The organism is Nocardia brasiliensis (genome assembly GCF_042691675.1).
Lineage (GTDB): Bacteria > Actinomycetota > Actinomycetes > Mycobacteriales > Mycobacteriaceae > Nocardia > Nocardia brasiliensis_D.
This window is the reverse complement of sequence record NZ_CP170507.1, coordinates 8,033,516-8,050,220: the sequence shown is the minus strand read 5'-3', so window position 1 is coordinate 8,050,220 and position 16,705 is coordinate 8,033,516. Positions and strand designations below refer to the sequence as shown.

At 66.8% G+C, this 16,705-nt stretch carries 18 protein-coding genes; 10 read left to right on the top strand and 8 right to left on the bottom strand.

The genetic code is table 11. The features are described 5' to 3' along the window. The first annotated feature begins 6 nt into the window (after positions 1 to 6). Positions 7 to 210: a hypothetical protein gene (locus ACFK0J_RS37120; RefSeq protein ID WP_378734342.1), complete on the top strand. Its 204-nt coding sequence runs from the start codon at positions 7 to 9 to the stop codon at positions 208 to 210. 91 nt (positions 211 to 301) lie between these two features. Here ACFK0J_RS37120 and ACFK0J_RS37115 read toward each other — a convergent pair whose 3' ends face one another. Then, positions 302 to 1,411 (bottom strand): serine hydrolase domain-containing protein, encoded by a 1,110-nt coding sequence (locus ACFK0J_RS37115; RefSeq protein WP_378734341.1) that lies wholly within the window; start codon positions 1,409 to 1,411, stop codon positions 302 to 304. A 222-nt stretch (positions 1,412 to 1,633) separates the two neighbouring features. Here ACFK0J_RS37115 and ACFK0J_RS37110 point away from each other — a divergent pair, with 222 nt between their 5' ends. Together ACFK0J_RS37110 and ACFK0J_RS37105 are read left to right on the top strand one after the other, a co-directional pair. After that, positions 1,634 to 2,887 (top strand): serine hydrolase, encoded by a 1,254-nt coding sequence (locus ACFK0J_RS37110; RefSeq protein WP_378734340.1) that lies wholly within the window; start codon positions 1,634 to 1,636, stop codon positions 2,885 to 2,887. A gap of 176 nt (positions 2,888 to 3,063) precedes the next feature. Beyond that, on the top strand, positions 3,064 to 3,618 hold the full coding sequence (locus ACFK0J_RS37105) for a hypothetical protein (protein WP_378734339.1): 555 nt from the start codon (positions 3,064 to 3,066) through the stop codon (positions 3,616 to 3,618). Between the two features lie 93 nt (positions 3,619 to 3,711). Here ACFK0J_RS37105 and ACFK0J_RS37100 read toward each other — a convergent pair whose 3' ends face one another. The 4 genes from ACFK0J_RS37100 to ACFK0J_RS37085 form a co-directional block, all read right to left on the bottom strand. Continuing rightward, on the bottom strand, positions 3,712 to 4,344 hold the full coding sequence (locus ACFK0J_RS37100) for a class I SAM-dependent methyltransferase (RefSeq protein ID WP_378734338.1): 633 nt from the start codon (positions 4,342 to 4,344) through the stop codon (positions 3,712 to 3,714). A gap of 111 nt (positions 4,345 to 4,455) precedes the next feature. Then, positions 4,456 to 5,706, bottom strand: coding sequence for a saccharopine dehydrogenase family protein (locus ACFK0J_RS37095; RefSeq protein ID WP_378734337.1), 1,251 nt, complete (start codon positions 5,704 to 5,706; stop codon positions 4,456 to 4,458). Between the two features lie 18 nt (positions 5,707 to 5,724). Then, a complete protein-coding gene (locus ACFK0J_RS37090; protein WP_378734336.1) occupies positions 5,725 to 7,161 on the bottom strand; it encodes an ABC1 kinase family protein in 1,437 nt (478 codons plus the stop codon). A gap of 154 nt (positions 7,162 to 7,315) precedes the next feature. Continuing rightward, positions 7,316 to 7,999, bottom strand: coding sequence for a TetR/AcrR family transcriptional regulator (locus ACFK0J_RS37085; protein WP_378734335.1), 684 nt, complete (start codon positions 7,997 to 7,999; stop codon positions 7,316 to 7,318). 203 nt (positions 8,000 to 8,202) lie between these two features. Between ACFK0J_RS37085 and ACFK0J_RS37080 the strand changes: the two genes are divergently transcribed. The 5 genes from ACFK0J_RS37080 to ACFK0J_RS37060 all read left to right on the top strand — a co-directional run bounded on the left by ACFK0J_RS37080 (position 8,203) and on the right by ACFK0J_RS37060 (position 12,381). Next, positions 8,203 to 9,540: a DUF445 domain-containing protein gene (locus tag ACFK0J_RS37080; RefSeq protein WP_378734334.1), complete on the top strand. Its 1,338-nt coding sequence runs from the start codon at positions 8,203 to 8,205 to the stop codon at positions 9,538 to 9,540. A gap of 104 nt (positions 9,541 to 9,644) precedes the next feature. Next, positions 9,645 to 10,148, top strand: a complete 504-nt coding sequence (locus ACFK0J_RS37075) for a helix-turn-helix domain-containing protein (protein WP_246634218.1) — start codon at positions 9,645 to 9,647, stop codon at positions 10,146 to 10,148. Further along, positions 10,145 to 10,834 (top strand): heparin-binding hemagglutinin, encoded by a 690-nt coding sequence (locus ACFK0J_RS37070; protein WP_378734333.1) that lies wholly within the window; start codon positions 10,145 to 10,147, stop codon positions 10,832 to 10,834. Before ACFK0J_RS37075 ends, ACFK0J_RS37070 begins: the two co-directional genes overlap by 4 nt. Before the next feature lie 125 nt (positions 10,835 to 10,959). Beyond that, on the top strand, positions 10,960 to 11,250 hold the full coding sequence (locus ACFK0J_RS37065; protein WP_378743287.1) for a DUF2516 family protein: 291 nt from the start codon (positions 10,960 to 10,962) through the stop codon (positions 11,248 to 11,250). Positions 11,251 to 11,343: 93 nt separating this feature from the next. Further along, positions 11,344 to 12,381: an alpha/beta fold hydrolase gene (locus tag ACFK0J_RS37060; protein ID WP_378734332.1), complete on the top strand. Its 1,038-nt coding sequence runs from the start codon at positions 11,344 to 11,346 to the stop codon at positions 12,379 to 12,381. Positions 12,382 to 12,412: 31 nt separating this feature from the next. Here ACFK0J_RS37060 and purU read toward each other — a convergent pair whose 3' ends face one another. After that, positions 12,413 to 13,303: a formyltetrahydrofolate deformylase gene (gene purU, locus ACFK0J_RS37055; protein ID WP_378734331.1), complete on the bottom strand. Its 891-nt coding sequence runs from the start codon at positions 13,301 to 13,303 to the stop codon at positions 12,413 to 12,415. 544 nt (positions 13,304 to 13,847) lie between these two features. Continuing rightward, positions 13,848 to 14,393: a GNAT family N-acetyltransferase gene (locus tag ACFK0J_RS37050; RefSeq protein WP_378734330.1), complete on the bottom strand. Its 546-nt coding sequence runs from the start codon at positions 14,391 to 14,393 to the stop codon at positions 13,848 to 13,850. Between the two features lie 157 nt (positions 14,394 to 14,550). On the opposite strand from ACFK0J_RS37050, the gene deoC reads away from it, so the two are divergent. Then, on the top strand, positions 14,551 to 15,219 hold the full coding sequence (gene deoC, locus ACFK0J_RS37045) for a deoxyribose-phosphate aldolase (protein ID WP_218471961.1): 669 nt from the start codon (positions 14,551 to 14,553) through the stop codon (positions 15,217 to 15,219). A gap of 22 nt (positions 15,220 to 15,241) precedes the next feature. On the opposite strand, the gene ACFK0J_RS37040 is transcribed toward deoC, so the two are convergent. Continuing rightward, a complete protein-coding gene (locus ACFK0J_RS37040; protein WP_378734329.1) occupies positions 15,242 to 15,970 on the bottom strand; it encodes a DUF2993 domain-containing protein in 729 nt (242 codons plus the stop codon). A gap of 99 nt (positions 15,971 to 16,069) precedes the next feature. Here ACFK0J_RS37040 and ACFK0J_RS37035 point away from each other — a divergent pair, with 99 nt between their 5' ends. After that, positions 16,070 to 16,678, top strand: a complete 609-nt coding sequence (locus tag ACFK0J_RS37035; RefSeq protein ID WP_218471959.1) for a type IV toxin-antitoxin system AbiEi family antitoxin domain-containing protein — start codon at positions 16,070 to 16,072, stop codon at positions 16,676 to 16,678. Positions 16,679 to 16,705 lie beyond the last annotated feature (27 nt).

Below are 16,705 nucleotides of genomic sequence, written 5' to 3'. Positions count from 1 at the left end.
GGTGCGATGTTCGATCAGTTGACCATCGGTAGCTGGGTGATCGTCGGCGAGCACTGCTCGGTCCGGCGCGCTCCCCTGCAACGAGACGACTACCTGACTTTCGTCTTCGAAAGCGGCGGAGCCGAATTCGAATTCGCGCTGGCGCCGGGCATGCTGCGCCGAATGGTCGACCTGAGTGCCGCAGCGCCCCTACCGGAGGAGCCGGACTGAGATCGGCGGAACGAGCGCTCTCGCACACCGTTTCGTTGTCCGAGGGTACCGGATGGCGGTGGGTGTGCGAGAGGCACGTCGGACACACCTCTCAGGGCGAGCACAGTGCGGCGTCGACGATTCTGTCCATGTCGGCCTGCATTGTGTCGGTGGGCGGCTGGGGAATCTGATTCAGGCTCACGGTGATCGCGCGGTCCACTGTTGCCGCGCCGAAGATCATGAAACCGGTCATCGAACCGCCGTGCCCCCAGGTTTCGAGGCCGCAGGAGGTGGTCCGGCGGACCAGGCCGAGACCGAGGCCGCCCGCCGCAACCGGATCGCCGAACGGGACAGTGCGTTGCATCTCGGCCAATTGGGCCGGTGGCAGCAGCTTTCCGGATAGGAGGGCCATGAAGAAGCGGTTCAGGTCGGCACCGGTGGACACCATGGCTCCGTCGGCCAGACCCCAGTTGGGGTCGATATCGGTGATGTCGACGAGATTTCCGTCGAAGTTGTGGTAAGCCCGCGGATGGGGTCCCCGAATGACGTTCTCCCACGGGAAGACCGGCCAGTAGGTGTCGTGTAGTCCGAGGGGCAGCAGGATCCGGCGGGTGACCTCTACCCCCACCGGTAGACCTGTCAGCCGCTCGACCAGCTTGCCCGCCAGCAGATAGTTCGTATTGGAATAGCCGATGTCCGACCCGGGAGCGAAGTCGGACGGCTGATCGAGGCCGAGCCGAATCAACTCGTCCGCCGGCCGGGGGCGCCGTAACGCGTCGACGGACTCGATATCCAAGTACGCCAGGTAATCGGGGATTCCGCTGGTGTGCTGCAACAGGTTTCGGATGGTGATCAGGTTGCCGTCGCCGCCCGGCCCGCGAATCACGCCGGGCAGATACCGCTCCACCGGGGCATCCAGGTTTACCCGCTTTTCCGCCGCCAGCTGCAACATCACCGTCGCGACGAAAGACTTGGTGTTGCTGGCGATCCGGACCTGGGCGTTGTCCGGGAAGGGGCCGCCGGTGCCCAAATCCCCGGCGCCGCTATTGAGCTGGGCGTCCGATCCGTTCCCGGATACCACCATTTGGGCGCCAGGGACATCGACATCGGCCACGAGCTGATCGAGTTGCTCTTGCCATTGCGGGACGGACGAATTCGGTTCGGCGGACGATACCGCCGTGCCGGACAACGCCGAAACTGCCACCATGAGGGTCGTCGTCATCAAGAAATACCGCACCAGTTCTCCGTTTGTGTAGCCGGATCGCCTTGCGGTCCGAATCCAGGTCGGGAGTACACGAAAGCGACACCACGGCGAAGGTTGGTGACACGAGTACGGGTCTGTATCGGACACCGGGAGTCTACCTGTGCAACCGCCGCTTCGATCACCGCGCCGCCTGGGCTTTCTCTCACCCTTATCTCAGATAAAGGTCGATATGCTGGGCAAATGAGCGCACTTCCTGGCACGTTGGTGGCGGTCGCCGAGGATCTGGACTCGGTGACCACAGTCGGGGACGAGGACGATCCGGCGGCGGCCGGGTTGGCCCGCGGGGAGGTCGAGGCGCTGTGGGAGTCGGTGCGGGCGTGGTATCGGATGGGGACGACACCGGCGATACAGGTGTGTTTGCGGCGCAACGGGAAGATTGTGTTGAACCGCAGCATCGGACACGGCTGGGGGAATGCGCCGGGGGACGGGGTGGACGCGGTCAAGGTGCCCGCGACGCCGGAGACTCCGTTCTGTGGGTTCTCGACGGCGAAGGGTGTTTCGGCGGCGCTGATGTTCATGCTGATAGAGCAGGGCGCGTTTCGGCTCGACGACCCGGTGTGCAAGTACATTCCGGAGTTCGCCACCAATGGCAAGGACCGGATCACGATCGGTCATGTCCTTTCGCATTCGGCGGGTGTGCCGTTTGTTACGCCGCCCTATAAGGGGTTCGAATTGGTGGTCGACGAAGAACTGGCCGCGCGCGGGCTGGCCGACCTGGTTCCCAGCTGGCCACCGGGGCGGTTCCGGATCTACCACGCGATGACCAGTGGTCTGATTCAACGGCTGCTGGTGCAGCGGGCCACCGGGAAGCGGATGCGCGAACATCTGGCCGAACAGGTGCTCGAGCCATTGGGCTTCCGGTGGAACAACTTCGGGGTTCGACCGGAGGACGTCGACAAAGTCGTGGCCGGCGTGAAGACCGGGCCCGGGCCGTCGCGCATATCGAAGTATCTGGCGCGCAAGGCCCTCGGCGGCGGGCTGGGTGGCGCGGTATCGGAATCCGCGACGCGCGCATTCCTCACCGCCGAACTCCCGTCGGGAAACCTCGTGACGACGGCCTACGAGTTGTCGCGGTTCTACGAAATCCTCACGCGCGGTGGCGAACTGGACGGTGTGCGGATCATGCGGCCGAGCACACTGCGCGAGGCGATACAACCAGCCGACCGGATCCCCGGGCTGGCCGGACGAGTGAGTCGAGCGGGCTTCGAACTGGGCGGACGCAGATCGAAGTTCGGCCGCAACACCCGATCACACTTCGGCCGCAGCGGACTCACCACCCAGTACGGCTGGGCCGACCCGTCTCGCGCCCTCTCCGGCGCCATCCTCACCAGCGGCAAAGCCACCACCGACACCGACCGGCCATGGCACCTGGTCGCCCAAGTCTCCAACACCGTCGATCGCCTCGCCCCCAGCGAACACCCCACCTGGCTGTAACCCAGCCGGTTGAGGAGGTGACCGCGCGTGGCCGTTAGTCGGGTGTGTGGGGCGGGGCAAGACCCTAGAAGTAGGGCGGGTCGTGAAAGTCACTGTTGTGTATCGAAGTTGGGCGTTCGACCGATAGGGGGAGCGGAGTGCGGGCTAGCGCGCTCGCTTCGAGATGGAGGTCGAACATGTCGCAGTGGAGCAGAAGTCGAGGCAAGATGAAGCAGGCGGTCGTGCTGACCGCTGTTGCCGGGGCGTTGGCACTCGCGCCCGCCGCGCTGATCGTTCCGGCGTTCGCGACTCCTGATCAGAGTCCCGCGCCCACCACTGTCGCGCCGGTTACCCAGGCGCCCGTGACCACTGCTCCGCCGGTGACGACCGCTCCGCCGGTTACTACGGCTCCACCCGAAACCACCGCTCCGCCGGTGACGACCCCGAGCCTTCCGAAGCCCAGTGAGCCCGACGACGGCTACGGTCCCGACGGTTACGACCGGTTCGGTTACGACCGATTCGGCTATGACCGATTCGGTTATGACCGCTCAGGTTTCGACCGAGCCGGTTTCGACCGCTCGGGCTACGACCGCTGGGGTTATGACCGGTGGGGCTACGACCGCTGGGGTTACGACGGGCACGGCTACACCGCCCAGGGCTGCGCCCGCTCGGGCGAGGACCGTCCGGACGCCGATCGCGCGGCGTGCGACCTGCGCCGGGCACGCCCATCCACCGGCAGCGCAGGCAGCTGACGCAGCTGCTTGCCAACCCCCGAGCTCACCCACAGACCTTCCACGCCGCTCACAGGGCCTGTACCCCTGTGAGGTGTGCGGCAGGTCTGTGGACTACTCGGGACGGGTGGCGCTGATGTACTGGAGTAAGCGGTGCACGGATTGGTCGATGTCGACGAGGCCCGCTTCGGCGAAGAGGTCGGGGAACGTGTCGGTGTCGAAGACGCGTAGGCCGCTCCAGGCGCCGACGACCCGGCTGACCTCCCCGAAGGTGTTGTCGGCGCGGTGGCTGGTGGTGATGGCGATGCGACCGCCGGGCGCCAGCACGCGGATCATTTCGCGGGTCGCGGCGATCGGGTCGGGGATGAGGTAGAGGGCGCCGAAGCAGCACACCGCATCGAAGGTGCCGTCGGCGAACGGGAGCGCACGGGCATCGCCACGCAGGTAGCCGACGCGTGGTCCGGCGTTGTCGGTGACGGCACGGGCGAGCATCGGCTCGGAATAGTCGAGGCCGATGGCGAAACCGTCGCCGGTCAACGCGTTGCTCAGGTAGTGGGTGAAGTTGCCTGGCCCGCAAGCGATATCGAGTACCTTCTGCGGCCCGCCGAGGCGCAGCGTGCTGACGGCATCACGGCGATCCGCCGCCGTCGTGCGACCGCTGGCCAGATAGAACAGACTCGGCCGCCAAGCTCGCTCATACACCGCGGCCAACGCCGGGTGGTTCATCGTGCGTCGTGCGAGATTCATTGGCTCACTTCCGAGTCCGCGCTCGTCGGTTGGTGCATCATCGATCGTCCGAATTCGACGACGGGCGGGACTCGGTGCTCGCACACCGAACCCCGCCCGTCGCAACGTCTTTCAGGACCGCGCGACCTCGATGGTCATCCCCGCCGCCCGCAACCGCTCGGTGAGTGCATCGCCCATCGCGGCCGCCGGGGTGAGAATGCCCGCCAGCTCCGGCTGCTTGTCGGTGTCGAAGGCCAGGCACAGCCCGCTTTCCCCGAGCAGTACCGCTGTCGCCTTGTAGCCGGGGTCGCCCTCGCCCGCGAAGGTCGCCACGTACTTCGCGCCCGACGAGGTGCGCGCGAACGTCTTCATGGTGAACCAGCCACTGTCGCGGGCCTTTTCGCTCGGGCCGGTACCGGGCTTGGGCAGCACCCGGTCGAGCAGCTTGCGCCCGACCGACACCCGGGACAGCACCGCACCGGCCGCCATGGTCGCGACGATGCCGCCCGCCACACCCGCGGCCACCAGCGGCGCGGCGGGCGACTTGCCCGCGCTCATCACCTCGCGGTAGCGGAAGTTCTTGCCGTACACCCAGCCGAGCAGGCCGTTGGTCCGCCGCACGATCTTGGTGTTGTGCGCCGCCATGACGAACGTGCTGACCCAGCCGTCGAGGCTCGGGTCGATGGCGCTGGCGCGCGAGAGCGCCTGGTCGGACTGACGACCGACGTCCGGGTCCATCGACTTGTCCGGGCTCAGCGAATACGGGTGCGCCAGCACCGATCCCTTGCTCGGGTCGGCGGCGATCGCCTCCATCATCGCCCGGCCCGAATCGATGGTGCCGCCGCTGACGCCACCCTTCAGCCAAGCCACCAGCGTGGTTTCCTCGAGCTCGCCGGTGTTGTCCTCGACCGAGCGCTTGTACAGCTGGTACACGCTCAGATCCGACGGGATCGAGTCGTACCCACAGGAATTCACGATCTTCGCGCCGGTCGCGACGGCTTGCTCGTGGTACTTGTCGATCGCTTCGCGGATGAACAGCGGCTCACCGGTGAGATCGGCGTAGTGCGTGCCTGCCTTCGCACAGGCGGCGACCAGTGGCAGGCCATAGCGTAGGTACGGGCCGACCGTGGTGACCACGACCTTGGTCCGCGCGGCCAGTGCGGCGAGCGCGACTTCATCGGTGGAGTCGGCCACCACCAGCCCCCAGTCGGCGGCCACCGGACCGAGCTCGGTGCGGACCTTGGTGAGCTTGTCCAGCGACCGCCCGGCGAGGGCGATCTTGGCGGACTCCGGTGCCGCGGTGAGCAAATACTCCGCGGTGAGCTTGCCGACGAAACCCGTTGCGCCGAAAAGGACGAGGTCGAATTCTCGTGTGTCTGCCATGGTCTTCCGTTTCTGCGGTTACGCTTCGGGACTGGTTTTCGGGGCTTTCTTTGCCCTGGTCCGCGGCTTCTTCGGCGCGACAGGCGGATGCTCGGCCAGCCACGCGTGATGTGCCTTGCCGAGTTCGGTGACGGGCGGCTCGTCGTAGAGCCATTCACGGGAAATCTGATGCCAGTTGGCGGTGCAGCCGAGCTGACCGAGCATGCCGAAGGTGAGAAAGTCGGCACGGCGCGAGAAGAGGTGTTCCGGCGGCAGGTTCTGCTGTTTCATCCCGGCGAACTCGCTGGCCCTCGGGTCGACGGCGAGCAGGAACGCGCCGCTGGCCAGCTCCGGGGTAATCGTCAGATCCTCGTCGACGAGGCACCATTCGGACGCGGCGAGCACGTATTCCAGGCATTCTTCGGCGCCGATCTCCGCCGGCGAGTCGATCACGCCGCGCTCGATCATCAACTCCCGCAGATCTTCGGCCCGGTCCTCGGCGGCCGCGCGCAGACAGGTCAGCTCGAATTGCACGTGCTCGGGATCCATCCGGTTGAACAGTCCGAAGTCGAGGAAGGCGACCTTGCCGTCGTCGGCCAGCAGCACGTTGCCCGGGTGCGGGTCGCCGCAGAACTCGTTGAAGGTGAACAGCGAGCCGACATAGAACCGGTAGATGATCTCGCCGATCCGGTTCCGCTGCGCGTCCGGCAGCTGCCGGATCTCATCGAATCCCTTGCCCGCCACGTACTCGTTGACGAGCACGCGGGTGGTGCTGAGCTCCGGCATCGAGCGCGGCACCACGATGAACGGATGCCCGGCGTAGAGCTCGGCGATCTGTAGCTGGGTGTTGGCCTCGGCCTGGTAGTCGAGTTCGCTTTCCATGTTGAGCCGTAGCTCGTCGAGCACGGCCGGGGTCACCCACGGCATCGCCGATTGCAGCACCCGGCGGAACATGGCCAGGTTCTTCAGGTCCGCCCGCACCGCGGCGTCGATGCCCGGATACTGCACCTTCACCGCTACCCGGCGGCCGTCGTGCAGCTTGCCCCGATACACCTGGCCGATCGACGCGGCGGCGATCGGCTCGGGTTCGAACTCGGCGAAGATCGCCTCGAGCGGTTGGCCGAAGTCCTCCTCGATCACCTGCCGCATCGACTCGAACGACACCGACGGTGCGGCATTGCGCAATACGGCGAGCCGCTTCTGGAACCGTTCGCGATGCGCCTCCGGCACCAGATCCATGTCCAGCACCGACATCATCTGCCCGAGCTTCATGGCAACGCCCTTCATGGTGCCGAGCACCATGACCACCTGCTCGGTGGTGCGAATCATGGACTCCTCGGCCATCTTCGCGCGCACGGCCTCCGACCTGCCCCGCATCGATAGCCGCGCACGTTGCGTGCGAATCACCGAGCTGGCTGCGACGGCACCTAGCTTGGTGCCACGAGCAAGCCGAGAGGTCGGTACTTGCTTCGCCATCGAGGTACCTCCATTGGTGCCGGCGCGCTGGGCGGTGACGCAGCCCACTCGGCGCACCGCTCGCGTTCAGAGTAGCCAACCTCGCGGCAAAGTCGAGCCCATCGTCACACTATTGCTAGCACCCCAGCTAGCACCCAGGAAGTCGGGCGTTTGATCAGTTCGCCGAGTTGGTGCCGGGTGCGGGCAGCACGTGCGGCTGCGCGTTGAACACCTCGCGCGAACCGTTGGCACGCGCCATCCCGTCGATAGCGCTCCAGGCCATCATGGTCAGGTAGTCGATGACTTCTTCGCGCGTCATCGTCTTGTTGGTCGTCCACCAGTGCGTGGCCAACTGGATGCCGCCGACGAGGACATACGACCAGAGCATCGCGCCATCGGTCTGGATGCCCTTCTCCGTCGCGCGATCGATGATGACCGCGGCGACCACCTCGGCGAACAGCTTCTCGAATTCGGCCAGTGAGGACTGGTCGGCCGAGCCGTTGCCCATGATGAAGCGGTAGACCTCCGGGTCCTCGTCGACCGTGCCGACATACTCGGCGAGGGCCGAGCGGACCAGTTGGTACTCGTCCGCGTCGAGACTGATCGCGCCGTACACGCGCGGCATCAGGGTGGTCTCGATGAACCGCTGCATGGTCGCGTGGACCAGGTCGTTCTTGTCGGAGAAATACCGGTACAGCACGGTCTTGGAGACGCCGATCTCGGCGGCGATCTCGTCCATGCCCGCGTTGGAGCCGCGGGCTCGGACAGCGGCAAGAGTGCCGTCGACGAGTTCCTCGCGGCGGTCGATCTTGTGCTGGCGCCATCGGCGTTTGCGGCCATCCGTTCGGCCGGTGCGCACCGCCGCCGGTCGGTCGGCGAGCTCGCCGACGTCGACAAGGTCATCGGTGGACAGCGTGGGCTCCCTTGTTAGTCGGATTCTCCCTTGGGCCTCCAGCTTATGTCCCGTTCGCTGGTGATATGCGCGTTTGGGCCGGGATGCGACAGGTTGCACATATACGGGCTTCCGGGGGTACGCCGCCCGCGCACAGCAGAATGGAGGGCATGGAGAAAGCTCCCGGCAACATCGCGGTCCTGGAAACGCCCCCGGCGCCCGCCGCGGCCGCGCCGCTCGGCTTCGCCGCCGTGCTCGACGAGGCAGGCAAGCGTCGCGACCTATGGCGGATGAAGGCGCTGGCCACCGGGCTGCTCGCGGTGGCGACGGCGATCTATCTGTTTTGTCGCTGGCTGGAATCGCGCGGCAGTGGCGGTGGCTGGGTGGACTACGTGCGTGCCGCGTCGGAGGCGGGCATGGTCGGCGCGCTGGCCGACTGGTTCGCCGTTACCGCGCTCTTCCGGCATCCGCTCGGCCTGCCCATCCCGCACACCGCGATCATCCGCAAGAAGAAGGATCAGCTCGGCGAGAGCCTCGGCAGCTTTGTGGGCACGAACTTCCTTTCGCCCGAGGTGGTTTCGGCGAAGGTGACCTCGGCGCAGATCTCCTGGCGGGTCGGGCGGTGGATGGCCGATCCCGGTCATGCCGCCAGGGTGGCCCAGGAGAGTTCGACGCTGCTGCGCGCGGTGGTCGGGGTGCTGCGCGACGAGGACGTCGAGCAGATCATCGACCAGACGATCGTGAAGCGCATCGCCGAACCGCTCTGGGGTCCGCCGATCGGCCGGGTGCTGGCCGAGCTGCTTGCCGACAATCGCCAGCTCGCGCTGCTGGACCTGCTGGCCGAGCGGGCGCATCAGTGGGCGCTGGGTTCGCAGGAGACGATCGACCGGATCGTTTTGCGTGACGCACCGCAATGGGCTCCGAAATTCGTCAACATTTTGCTTTCCGAAAGGATCTACCGGGAACTGGTCGAGTTCACCTGGAAGGTCCGGTCCAACCCCGAGCACGAGGTGCGGCTCGCGGCGAATCGCTTTCTCGAGGAATTCGCCGACGATCTGCAGCACGACGACGCGATGATCAAGAAGGCCGAACGGATCAAGGCGCAGATCATGGGCCGCGAGGAAATCACCGGCATGGCCGAGGCGACCTGGCGGGCGGCCAAGCGGTTGATCTTGGAGTCGGCCGATGATCCCAACAGCACATTGCGGCGTAAGGTCTGCGAGAACGTGCAGCAACTCGGTGAGCGGTTGCGCGATGACGCCGACATGCGCGCCAAGGTGGACGGCTGGATCGACCGGGGGGCAAGGTATCTCGTCGAGAACTACGCCGGGGAGATCTCCACGCTGGTCACCGATACGGTTGCCAGGTGGGATGCCGACGAGGCGAGCAAGAAGATCGAATTGCAGGTCGGGCGTGATCTGCAATTCATTCGAATCAACGGAACGGTGGTCGGTTCGCTTGCGGGACTGGTGATCTACACAATTTCGCACTTCATGTTCGGTGGCTGAGGTGTAGCGCGCCGAATGTTTGCCGAGAGGGTGCTAGCAGACTGCTTGCAATAGCTAGCACCCTGCCCTAGAATTGAATTCGTACAACCGCCAGAAGGTGAGTGATGGCAGACCAGCCCGAGGTTTCCGCCGAGTACACCGATAGTTCGGCCGAGCAATCGACCGGCGTCGGGGAAAAAGCGGCCCGCGTGGTGAACGCGGCGCACGACATCGGAGGCTTCATCAGGGCACAGCGAGAGGCCGCGCAAGTCTCGCTGCGTCAGCTCGCCACCCTTGCGGGAGTGAGCAATCCGTACCTCAGCCAGATCGAGCGCGGATTGCGCAATCCGTCCGCCGAGGTACTCGCGCAGATCGCCAAGGCACTGCGGGTGTCTTCGGAGGTGTTGTACGTCCGGGCGGGTTATCTCGAACAGCGGCCGCACAGCCCGGTCCGGGATGCCCTGCTTGCCGATACGTCGATCAGCGAACGGCAGAAGCAGGTGCTGCTCGAAATCTATGAATCGTTTCGCCGGGAAAACGGAGGGAACGAGCCCGGGGGGGAAGGGGACAGCGTCGTTCCGCGCACACCAACCGAAACTCCGCCACGCCAGGAGAACGAAATACCATGACCGAGAAGAACCCCACCGTAAAGAAGCCGCTGCTCGCCACCGTCGGTGCGGGCGATGCCATCTACGCCGTAGTCACCGATGTCGTCACCCAGGTGCGTGAGCGCGCCGCCACCTCGGACGTCTCGACTCGGGTCGATGAGGCGCGCGAGCGCTTCGCCAACGTGCCCGCCGACGTGCAGGCCCAGTTCGAGACGCTGCGCGAGCGGCTGGCCGGACTGCCCTCGGAACTGCCGGAGGACCTCGCCGAACTGCGCGAGAAGTTCACCCCCGAAGAACTGCGCGCGCTGGCCGACAAGTACTTCCACCAGGTGCTCGACATCTACGAAGACCTCGCCGTGCGCGGTGAGGAGACCGTCGAGCGGCTGCGCGCCAACCACCTGGTCGAGGAGCAGATCGAGCGCGTCGAGTCGCTGTACAAGGACGCCGCGACCCGCGCCGAGGACGTGCTGGATCGGGTCAACGGCCTGCTCGGTCGTCCGGCCAAGGTCGAGGACGAGAACGAGGAGAAGGTGGCCGTACCGGTCGTCGACGCCGAGGTTGTCACGGTGACCACCGAGACCGCCCCCGCCGCGGACAACGGCGCCCCCGTGCCGCCCGCCGCGCCTGCCGCGCCCGCCGCGCCCGCCGCCAAGAAGGCGCCCGCCAAGAAGGCTCCGGCCAAGAAGGCCGCTCCGAAAAAGGCCTGAGCTGACCGATCGGCCGAATGGCGCCCGGATTCCTAAGGGCGACAAGGCTATTGGTGCCCCATCTGGCAACGCCCCCGCACACTCTGGTGTGCGGGGGCGTTGCTCGTATGATGGGTGAGGTGAATATGGCGCACGGATTACAAGGCATGATCCTGTTTGTGCTGTGGCTGGCGGCACTCGGCGCGACGATCTTCGCGCTGATTCATGCCGTGCGTCAGCGGCCGGACGCGTTTACCGCGGTAGACAAACTGACCAAGCCGATCTGGCTGGGGATTCTCGGGGCGGCGATGCTGTTACTGCTGCTGTCCCTGGGCGGTCTGGGCCTCCTCTCGTTCATCGCGATCATCGCCACCGGCATCTACCTGGCCGACGTACGGCCCAAGGTCGACGAGGTACAGCGCGGTCCGCGCTGGTAAACGGGGAATTCTCGATAACTTTTCCAGTGCGGGCACTGGCAGGCGGCGCGAATCGGAGTTACTGTATCGGGCAGTAACACAAAGGAGTGCCCGATGCGTGCCATGCTGCCGACCGCCCTGGTGAACTTTTCGAGTCAGGTTCGAGGGCTGCTCGACGCTCATCGCGCGAACCTGCGGTCACGCACCTATGCGACCGCGGCGTTCAACCCGCCGACCGTCCGGCCCGAGGTGATCCCGGTGACCACCCGCGACGGTGCCCGGCTGCGCGTGCACTCCTACGGCCCCGCCGACCGGCCGACGGTCGTGCTCGTGCACGGTTGGACCTGCTGCATCGAATACTGGAACGCTCAGATCAACGCGTTCGCCGGGGAGTACCGGGTGGTCGCCTACGACCAGCGCGGCCACGGCGAGAGCGAATACGGTTCCAGCCCGCTCACCATGGATCTGCTCGCTGACGATCTGGCCGCCGTGCTCGACGCCGCGCTCCCGTCCGGTCAGCAGGCCGTTCTGGTCGGCCACAGCCTCGGCGGCATGACGCTGCAGGCCTGGGCCGGGCGCTACCCCGACCGGGTCCGGAAGCAGGCGCTTGCGGTGCTACTGACCAACACCGCCGCCGACCGGCTGATCCTGGAGACGACCGTGGTGCCGTTGCTGAACCGGCCGGGGCGGCTGTTGAAGCTGAAGGTGCCGCTGCCGTTCCTGTTCGGACGTTTCGGCCTCGGCGCGCCGATCGTCTTCCCGCCCATCGCGCCGGTGCGCTGGCTGTTCGCACGGCAGATCATGAGCACGGCAGCCAAGGGGGACGTGCTCGATTTCAGCATGGCCATCGTGCGGTCGTGCCCGGCCATGGTGCGGGCCCGGTTCGGTCGGCTGCTCGCCGATATGAATGTGGGCCAGGCGGCCCGCAACCTGGTGGTGCCCACCACGGTGCTCGCCGGTTCGTTCGACGACATGACGCCCGTGGTGCATTCCGAGCGGATCGCCGAGATGCTCAGGGAGACAGGTAGTCTCGCGCGCTTCGCGACGCTGCCGACCGGGCATCTGGGAAATACCGAGGCGTATGAGCAGTTCAACGAGGAACTGGGGCACGTGCTCGAATCGGTGCGGCGGCGCGCCGAGATCGCGGGCTGATCTCGCTGCGCCGCGGTATCGGAAGCAGCGGTCAGGAGAAGACGACCGTGCGACGGCCGTGCACGAGCACTCGGCCCTCCAGGTGCCAGCGTAGGCCGCGGGCCAGGACGACTCGTTCGATGTCGCGGCCCTGGCGGACCATGTCGCGCACGTCGTCGGCGTGGTCGATCCGGCTCACGTCCTGCTCGATGATCGGGCCCGCGTCCAGTTCGGCCGTCACGTAGTGGCAGGTGGCGCCGATCAGTTTCACGCCGCGGGCGAACGCCTGGTGATACGGGCGGGCGCCGACGAACGACGGCAGAAAGCTGTGGTGGATGTTGAGGGCTTTGCCGGTCCAGTGTGCGCACAGCTCGGATGGGAGCACCTGCATGAATCGGGCGAGTACGACCGCGTGTGGGTCGTAGGAGTCCACTAGTGCGCGGACCTCCTCGAAGGCGGGGCCTCGGTCGGCAGGGTTCTTGGGGAATGGCACGTGGTGGAACTTCACGCCGTGTGCCTCGGTCATCGTGGCCAGGTCGGGGTGATTGCCGATTACCGCTTCGATGGTCGCGGGGAGTTCGCCGCTGGCGGCGCGACCGAGTAGGTCGTGCAGGCAGTGGCCGTCCTTGCTGACCAGCAGGACCGCTCGGCGGCGTTCGCCCGAGTCGAGTAGTTGCCATTCCGTTTCCGGGCCGAGGTCGGCGGCTACGCCGGCGAAGCGGTCGCGAAGCTCTGTGAGTCCGAACGGGACTGTTGCTGCCTTGATGGCCTGGCGGGTGAAGAACCAGCCGGTGTCGGCGTCGGAGTAGTAGCCGGCTTCCACGATTGAGCCGCCGAAATCGGCTATGAAGGTGGTGATGCCGGCGATGATGCCGGGGCGGTCGGGGCAGCCGAGGGTCAGGATGTAGCGGCGGTCGTCGGGGGTGGGTGGAGCGGGACTCATGTGCCCCATCCTCGCAGGTGGGTGGGTTGGGGTTGTGGGGGCTGCGGGGGCTGGGGGTTTGCCCTGTGTTTTTGGCCGCGTGGCCGCGGCGTGTTCGCGGCCCCTGAATGTCAGCATCGCGTAGCGATTCGGTGAGGGGCGGTGGTCGGGCGACGGGTGGGCCTCGCGTCCGAGCGGCCGAGACTCGCGCTGCGGCGCATGCGCTTCGGCCGCTCGGACGCGAGACGGGCCGCGAACGGACGATGCTCGGTCTCGCTTCGCTCGAAAGGGTGGGGTAGGCCATCGGGGTTGGGTGGGGGATGTGGCTTGCGGTGGTGTGTTTGCCGGGGACGGTGGTGCTCGGTTTCGTTGGTTCGCGAGGCTGGGGTGGGCCGTCGGGGTTGGGTGGGGGTGTGGCTTGCGGTGGTGTGTTTGCCGGGGACGGTGGTGCTCGGGCGGCAGGTTGGGGGTGCCGTGGGGGTGGGTGGGTGATGTGGCTCGTGGCCGCGTGTCTACCAAGGGCTCCGGCTCGGTCGCGGTGTGCTGAGGGCTCGGGCTCGGGGGCTCAGAGGTCGTAAAAGGGTTCGGGGTAGTGGAATTCGCCGGTGATGCGGGGGTCGTAGGCGGTGAGGGGGCGGACTTGGAAGTGGGATACCCAGGAGGGTTCGTCGGGGGTGATGCCTAGGCGGGTGGCGGGGACGAAGCCGAATTGGGGGTAGTAGTCGAGGTGACCGAGGAGGCCGACCAGGGGTTCGTCGAGGGCGTCGGCGGCGCCGAGGGCGGCGTGCATGAGTGCGGAGCCGACGCCGGTGCGCTGGTGTTCGGCGATTACGCCGATCGGGCCGAGGGCGAGGACGGGGTATGGGCCGACACCGGCTCTGGTCAGGCAGACGTGGCCGATCACCGTCTTGTACTCGACCGCGACCATCGACAGGGTGGGGATCCAGCCCGCGTCGCTGCGCAGCCGGGCGACCAGGTCGACCTCGGGTGGATCGGCGTCGCCGGACGGTTCGCTGGTGCGGTCGCCGTCCGCCTGTGGTGAACCGAATGCGCTGCGATGTACGGCCGCGATCGCGGCGATGTCGTCGGCGCGTTCGCGACGGATCAGCACGGTGTCGTCTCCTCCCGAACCAAGTAGGGGCCCATCCGCACACGTTAGTGAGTTGACGGCCGTGTCACTACCGGCGATCTGTCACCAGCTACGAGTGTGCGGGAAGTATCGGAGGCACGCAACGGAATTCGCCACCGGTATGCCAGACTCTCAGCTCATGGCAAGTTCCGCGTCGCTGACCAGGGCCGAAGTGGCCGACATGATCGATCACACGCTGCTGGCGCCGGGGGCTACCCCCGACGACGTCGCCGCGCTGATCTACGAAGCCCGCGAGTTGGGGGTGCTGGCGATCTGCGTGTCACCGTCGATGCTGCCGGTGCGCGCGGCGGGACTCGTGGTGGCCACGGTGGCGGGATTCCCGTCCGGTAAACACCATTCGCTGGTCAAGGGCGCCGAAGCGCGGCTAGCCGTCGACCAGGGCGCGGCCGAGGTGGACATGGTCATCGATGTCGGCGCGGCGCTGGCCGGCGAGTACAACGCGGTGCTTGCCGACATCGTGACGGTCCGCGAAGCGATGGGTGACCGCGCGCTGCTCAAGGTGATCATCGAGGCGGCCGCGCTGCCGGACACCGCGATCGTCGAGGTCTGTCGCGCCGCGGAACGCGCCGGCGCCGATTTCGTGAAGACCTCCACCGGCTTTCATCCGGCGGGCGGCGCCAGCGTGCACGCGGTCGAGCTGATGGCCGAAACGGTCGGTGGGCGGCTCGGCGTCAAGGCGAGCGGCGGTATCCGCACTGCCGAAGCGGCGGCGGAGCTGATCGCGGCGGGCGCGACGCGGCTCGGGTTGTCCAAGTCGCGCGAGGTGCTGGACGGGTTCCCGGCCTGAGCGGCAACACATCTGGGCCGACTCAGGAACAGGTGGCGCTGTTTCCCTCGGCGGCGGGCAACTCGGAGCGGCCGCCCGCGAGCTTGACCGCGATGCCCTCGTCGGTGACCTTCACCTCGGTCGGCTGCATGCCGTACGGATAGCTCTGCAGGCTCTTGGTGAACACCTCGACGATGCCCTGCACCAGGTCGGTGGGCAGACCCATGCCGAGCAGTTGCGCCGACATCGTCTCCACCTCGACGACGCCACCCTTGATCACCGGCTGCACCTGCAACTGGGCCAGCCCGCCGAGCACGTCCAGGGTCAGCATGTCCGAGCTCGCTGAGGACTTCACGCCGCTGACCAGACCGCCGAGCGTTTCCCGGATGCCGTCGTTGCTCCAGGTGACATCGGCGGCCGAACTGCCGATCACCCCGCCGCCGCGGCCGTTGTCGGTGACCTCGACGTCGTGGAATTTCGCGTGCACCACCATGCCGACCGCCGGGCCGAACTTGGTGTCGTCACTGTTCACCGTCACCGTCGGCACCTTGCCGTCGATCCAGGTGATCAACATCGGCTTGGCGCCGAAGCCCACATCGATCTTGGAGCCCATCTCCTTCTCGAATTGCGTACTGACACAGCGGGACACGGTGTGCCGGGCGTACGCCTCGCCGCCGACCAGGATCGTGGCCAGCAGAATCGCTACCACGATCAGGGCGATCAGCAGGGCCCGCCGGTTGATCGTCATGGTGGACGGAGGCTTCGTACTCATGCGGCCGATTCTTCCCGACGTTTCTGTGCCGTCTCTGTGGGGTCGATGAGGGCTTCGATTGTGACGTGTGACACAGGAATCGAGCGTAGCCTGATGCCTATGGCTGGCGATGCGGCGGGCCGCGCGCTCGGATCCGCCGAACACGGATGGCGTGTGCTGCGACGATTGGCCGGCCGCCACGCCGGTTTCTTCACCACCCGCCAGGTGCTGCGCACCGGATGCGCGGAGCGGGTCCGCCGAGGACTCGACGAGGGATCGGTGACCAGGGCCGGGGTCGGATTATTGCGGTTGGCCGACTGGCCCGTCGGTCCGCTCGACGAATACGCCATGTGGGCCGCGTGGTTCGACGGCGCGGCCGCCGTATCCCATCAGAGTGCGGCAGACCTGCACGGCATCGGCCGCCTGCGGCCCCGGTTCCTACACCTATCGGTCGGCGCCGGTCGTCCCCCCGTAACCCCGCGCCTGGTGGTGCTCCGCCGCTCCTTGATCGGCACCGAGATCGAGTCGGCCGGCCCGTTCCTCGTCACCACCCCGCTACGCACAGTGCTAGACCTAGCCGAGGGCGACATCGGCCAGTCCGCCCTGGACGAAGTGGTAGCCGACGCCGTCGCGATCAACCGCTGCACCAGCGAAGAAATCCGCGCCGCCAGCGGCTGTCTCCCACCCCGCGCGGCAAACCGCGTCTACCGCGCCCTATCCGGCGCATAGCGGGGCCTTCACCGCTGGCCCGCGCGA

Excerpts from the sequence above, each read along its gene's own strand:
- ACFK0J_RS37105 (WP_378734339.1), top strand. The coding sequence starts at position 3,064 with ATGTCGCAGTGGAGCAGAAGTCGAGGCAAGATGAAGCAGGCGGTCGTG.
- ACFK0J_RS37095 (WP_378734337.1), bottom strand. The coding sequence starts at position 5,706 with ATGGCAGACACACGAGAATTCGACCTCGTCCTTTTCGGCGCAACGGGT.
- ACFK0J_RS37070 (WP_378734333.1), top strand. The coding sequence starts at position 10,145 with ATGACCGAGAAGAACCCCACCGTAAAGAAGCCGCTGCTCGCCACCGTC.
- ACFK0J_RS37110 (WP_378734340.1), top strand. The coding sequence starts at position 1,634 with ATGAGCGCACTTCCTGGCACGTTGGTGGCGGTCGCCGAGGATCTGGAC.
- ACFK0J_RS37115 (WP_378734341.1), bottom strand. The coding sequence starts at position 1,411 with ATGACGACGACCCTCATGGTGGCAGTTTCGGCGTTGTCCGGCACGGCG.
- ACFK0J_RS37035 (WP_218471959.1), top strand. The coding sequence starts at position 16,070 with ATGGCTGGCGATGCGGCGGGCCGCGCGCTCGGATCCGCCGAACACGGA.
- ACFK0J_RS37040 (WP_378734329.1), bottom strand. The coding sequence starts at position 15,970 with ATGAGTACGAAGCCTCCGTCCACCATGACGATCAACCGGCGGGCCCTG.
- ACFK0J_RS37120 (WP_378734342.1), top strand. The coding sequence starts at position 7 with ATGTTCGATCAGTTGACCATCGGTAGCTGGGTGATCGTCGGCGAGCAC.
- ACFK0J_RS37080 (WP_378734334.1), top strand. The coding sequence starts at position 8,203 with ATGGAGAAAGCTCCCGGCAACATCGCGGTCCTGGAAACGCCCCCGGCG.
- ACFK0J_RS37065 (WP_378743287.1), top strand. The coding sequence starts at position 10,960 with ATGGCGCACGGATTACAAGGCATGATCCTGTTTGTGCTGTGGCTGGCG.
- ACFK0J_RS37090 (WP_378734336.1), bottom strand. The coding sequence starts at position 7,161 with ATGGCGAAGCAAGTACCGACCTCTCGGCTTGCTCGTGGCACCAAGCTA.
- ACFK0J_RS37060 (WP_378734332.1), top strand. The coding sequence starts at position 11,344 with ATGCGTGCCATGCTGCCGACCGCCCTGGTGAACTTTTCGAGTCAGGTT.
- purU (WP_378734331.1), bottom strand. The coding sequence starts at position 13,303 with ATGAGTCCCGCTCCACCCACCCCCGACGACCGCCGCTACATCCTGACC.
- ACFK0J_RS37075 (WP_246634218.1), top strand. The coding sequence starts at position 9,645 with ATGGCAGACCAGCCCGAGGTTTCCGCCGAGTACACCGATAGTTCGGCC.
- ACFK0J_RS37100 (WP_378734338.1), bottom strand. The coding sequence starts at position 4,344 with ATGAATCTCGCACGACGCACGATGAACCACCCGGCGTTGGCCGCGGTG.
- deoC (WP_218471961.1), top strand. The coding sequence starts at position 14,551 with ATGGCAAGTTCCGCGTCGCTGACCAGGGCCGAAGTGGCCGACATGATC.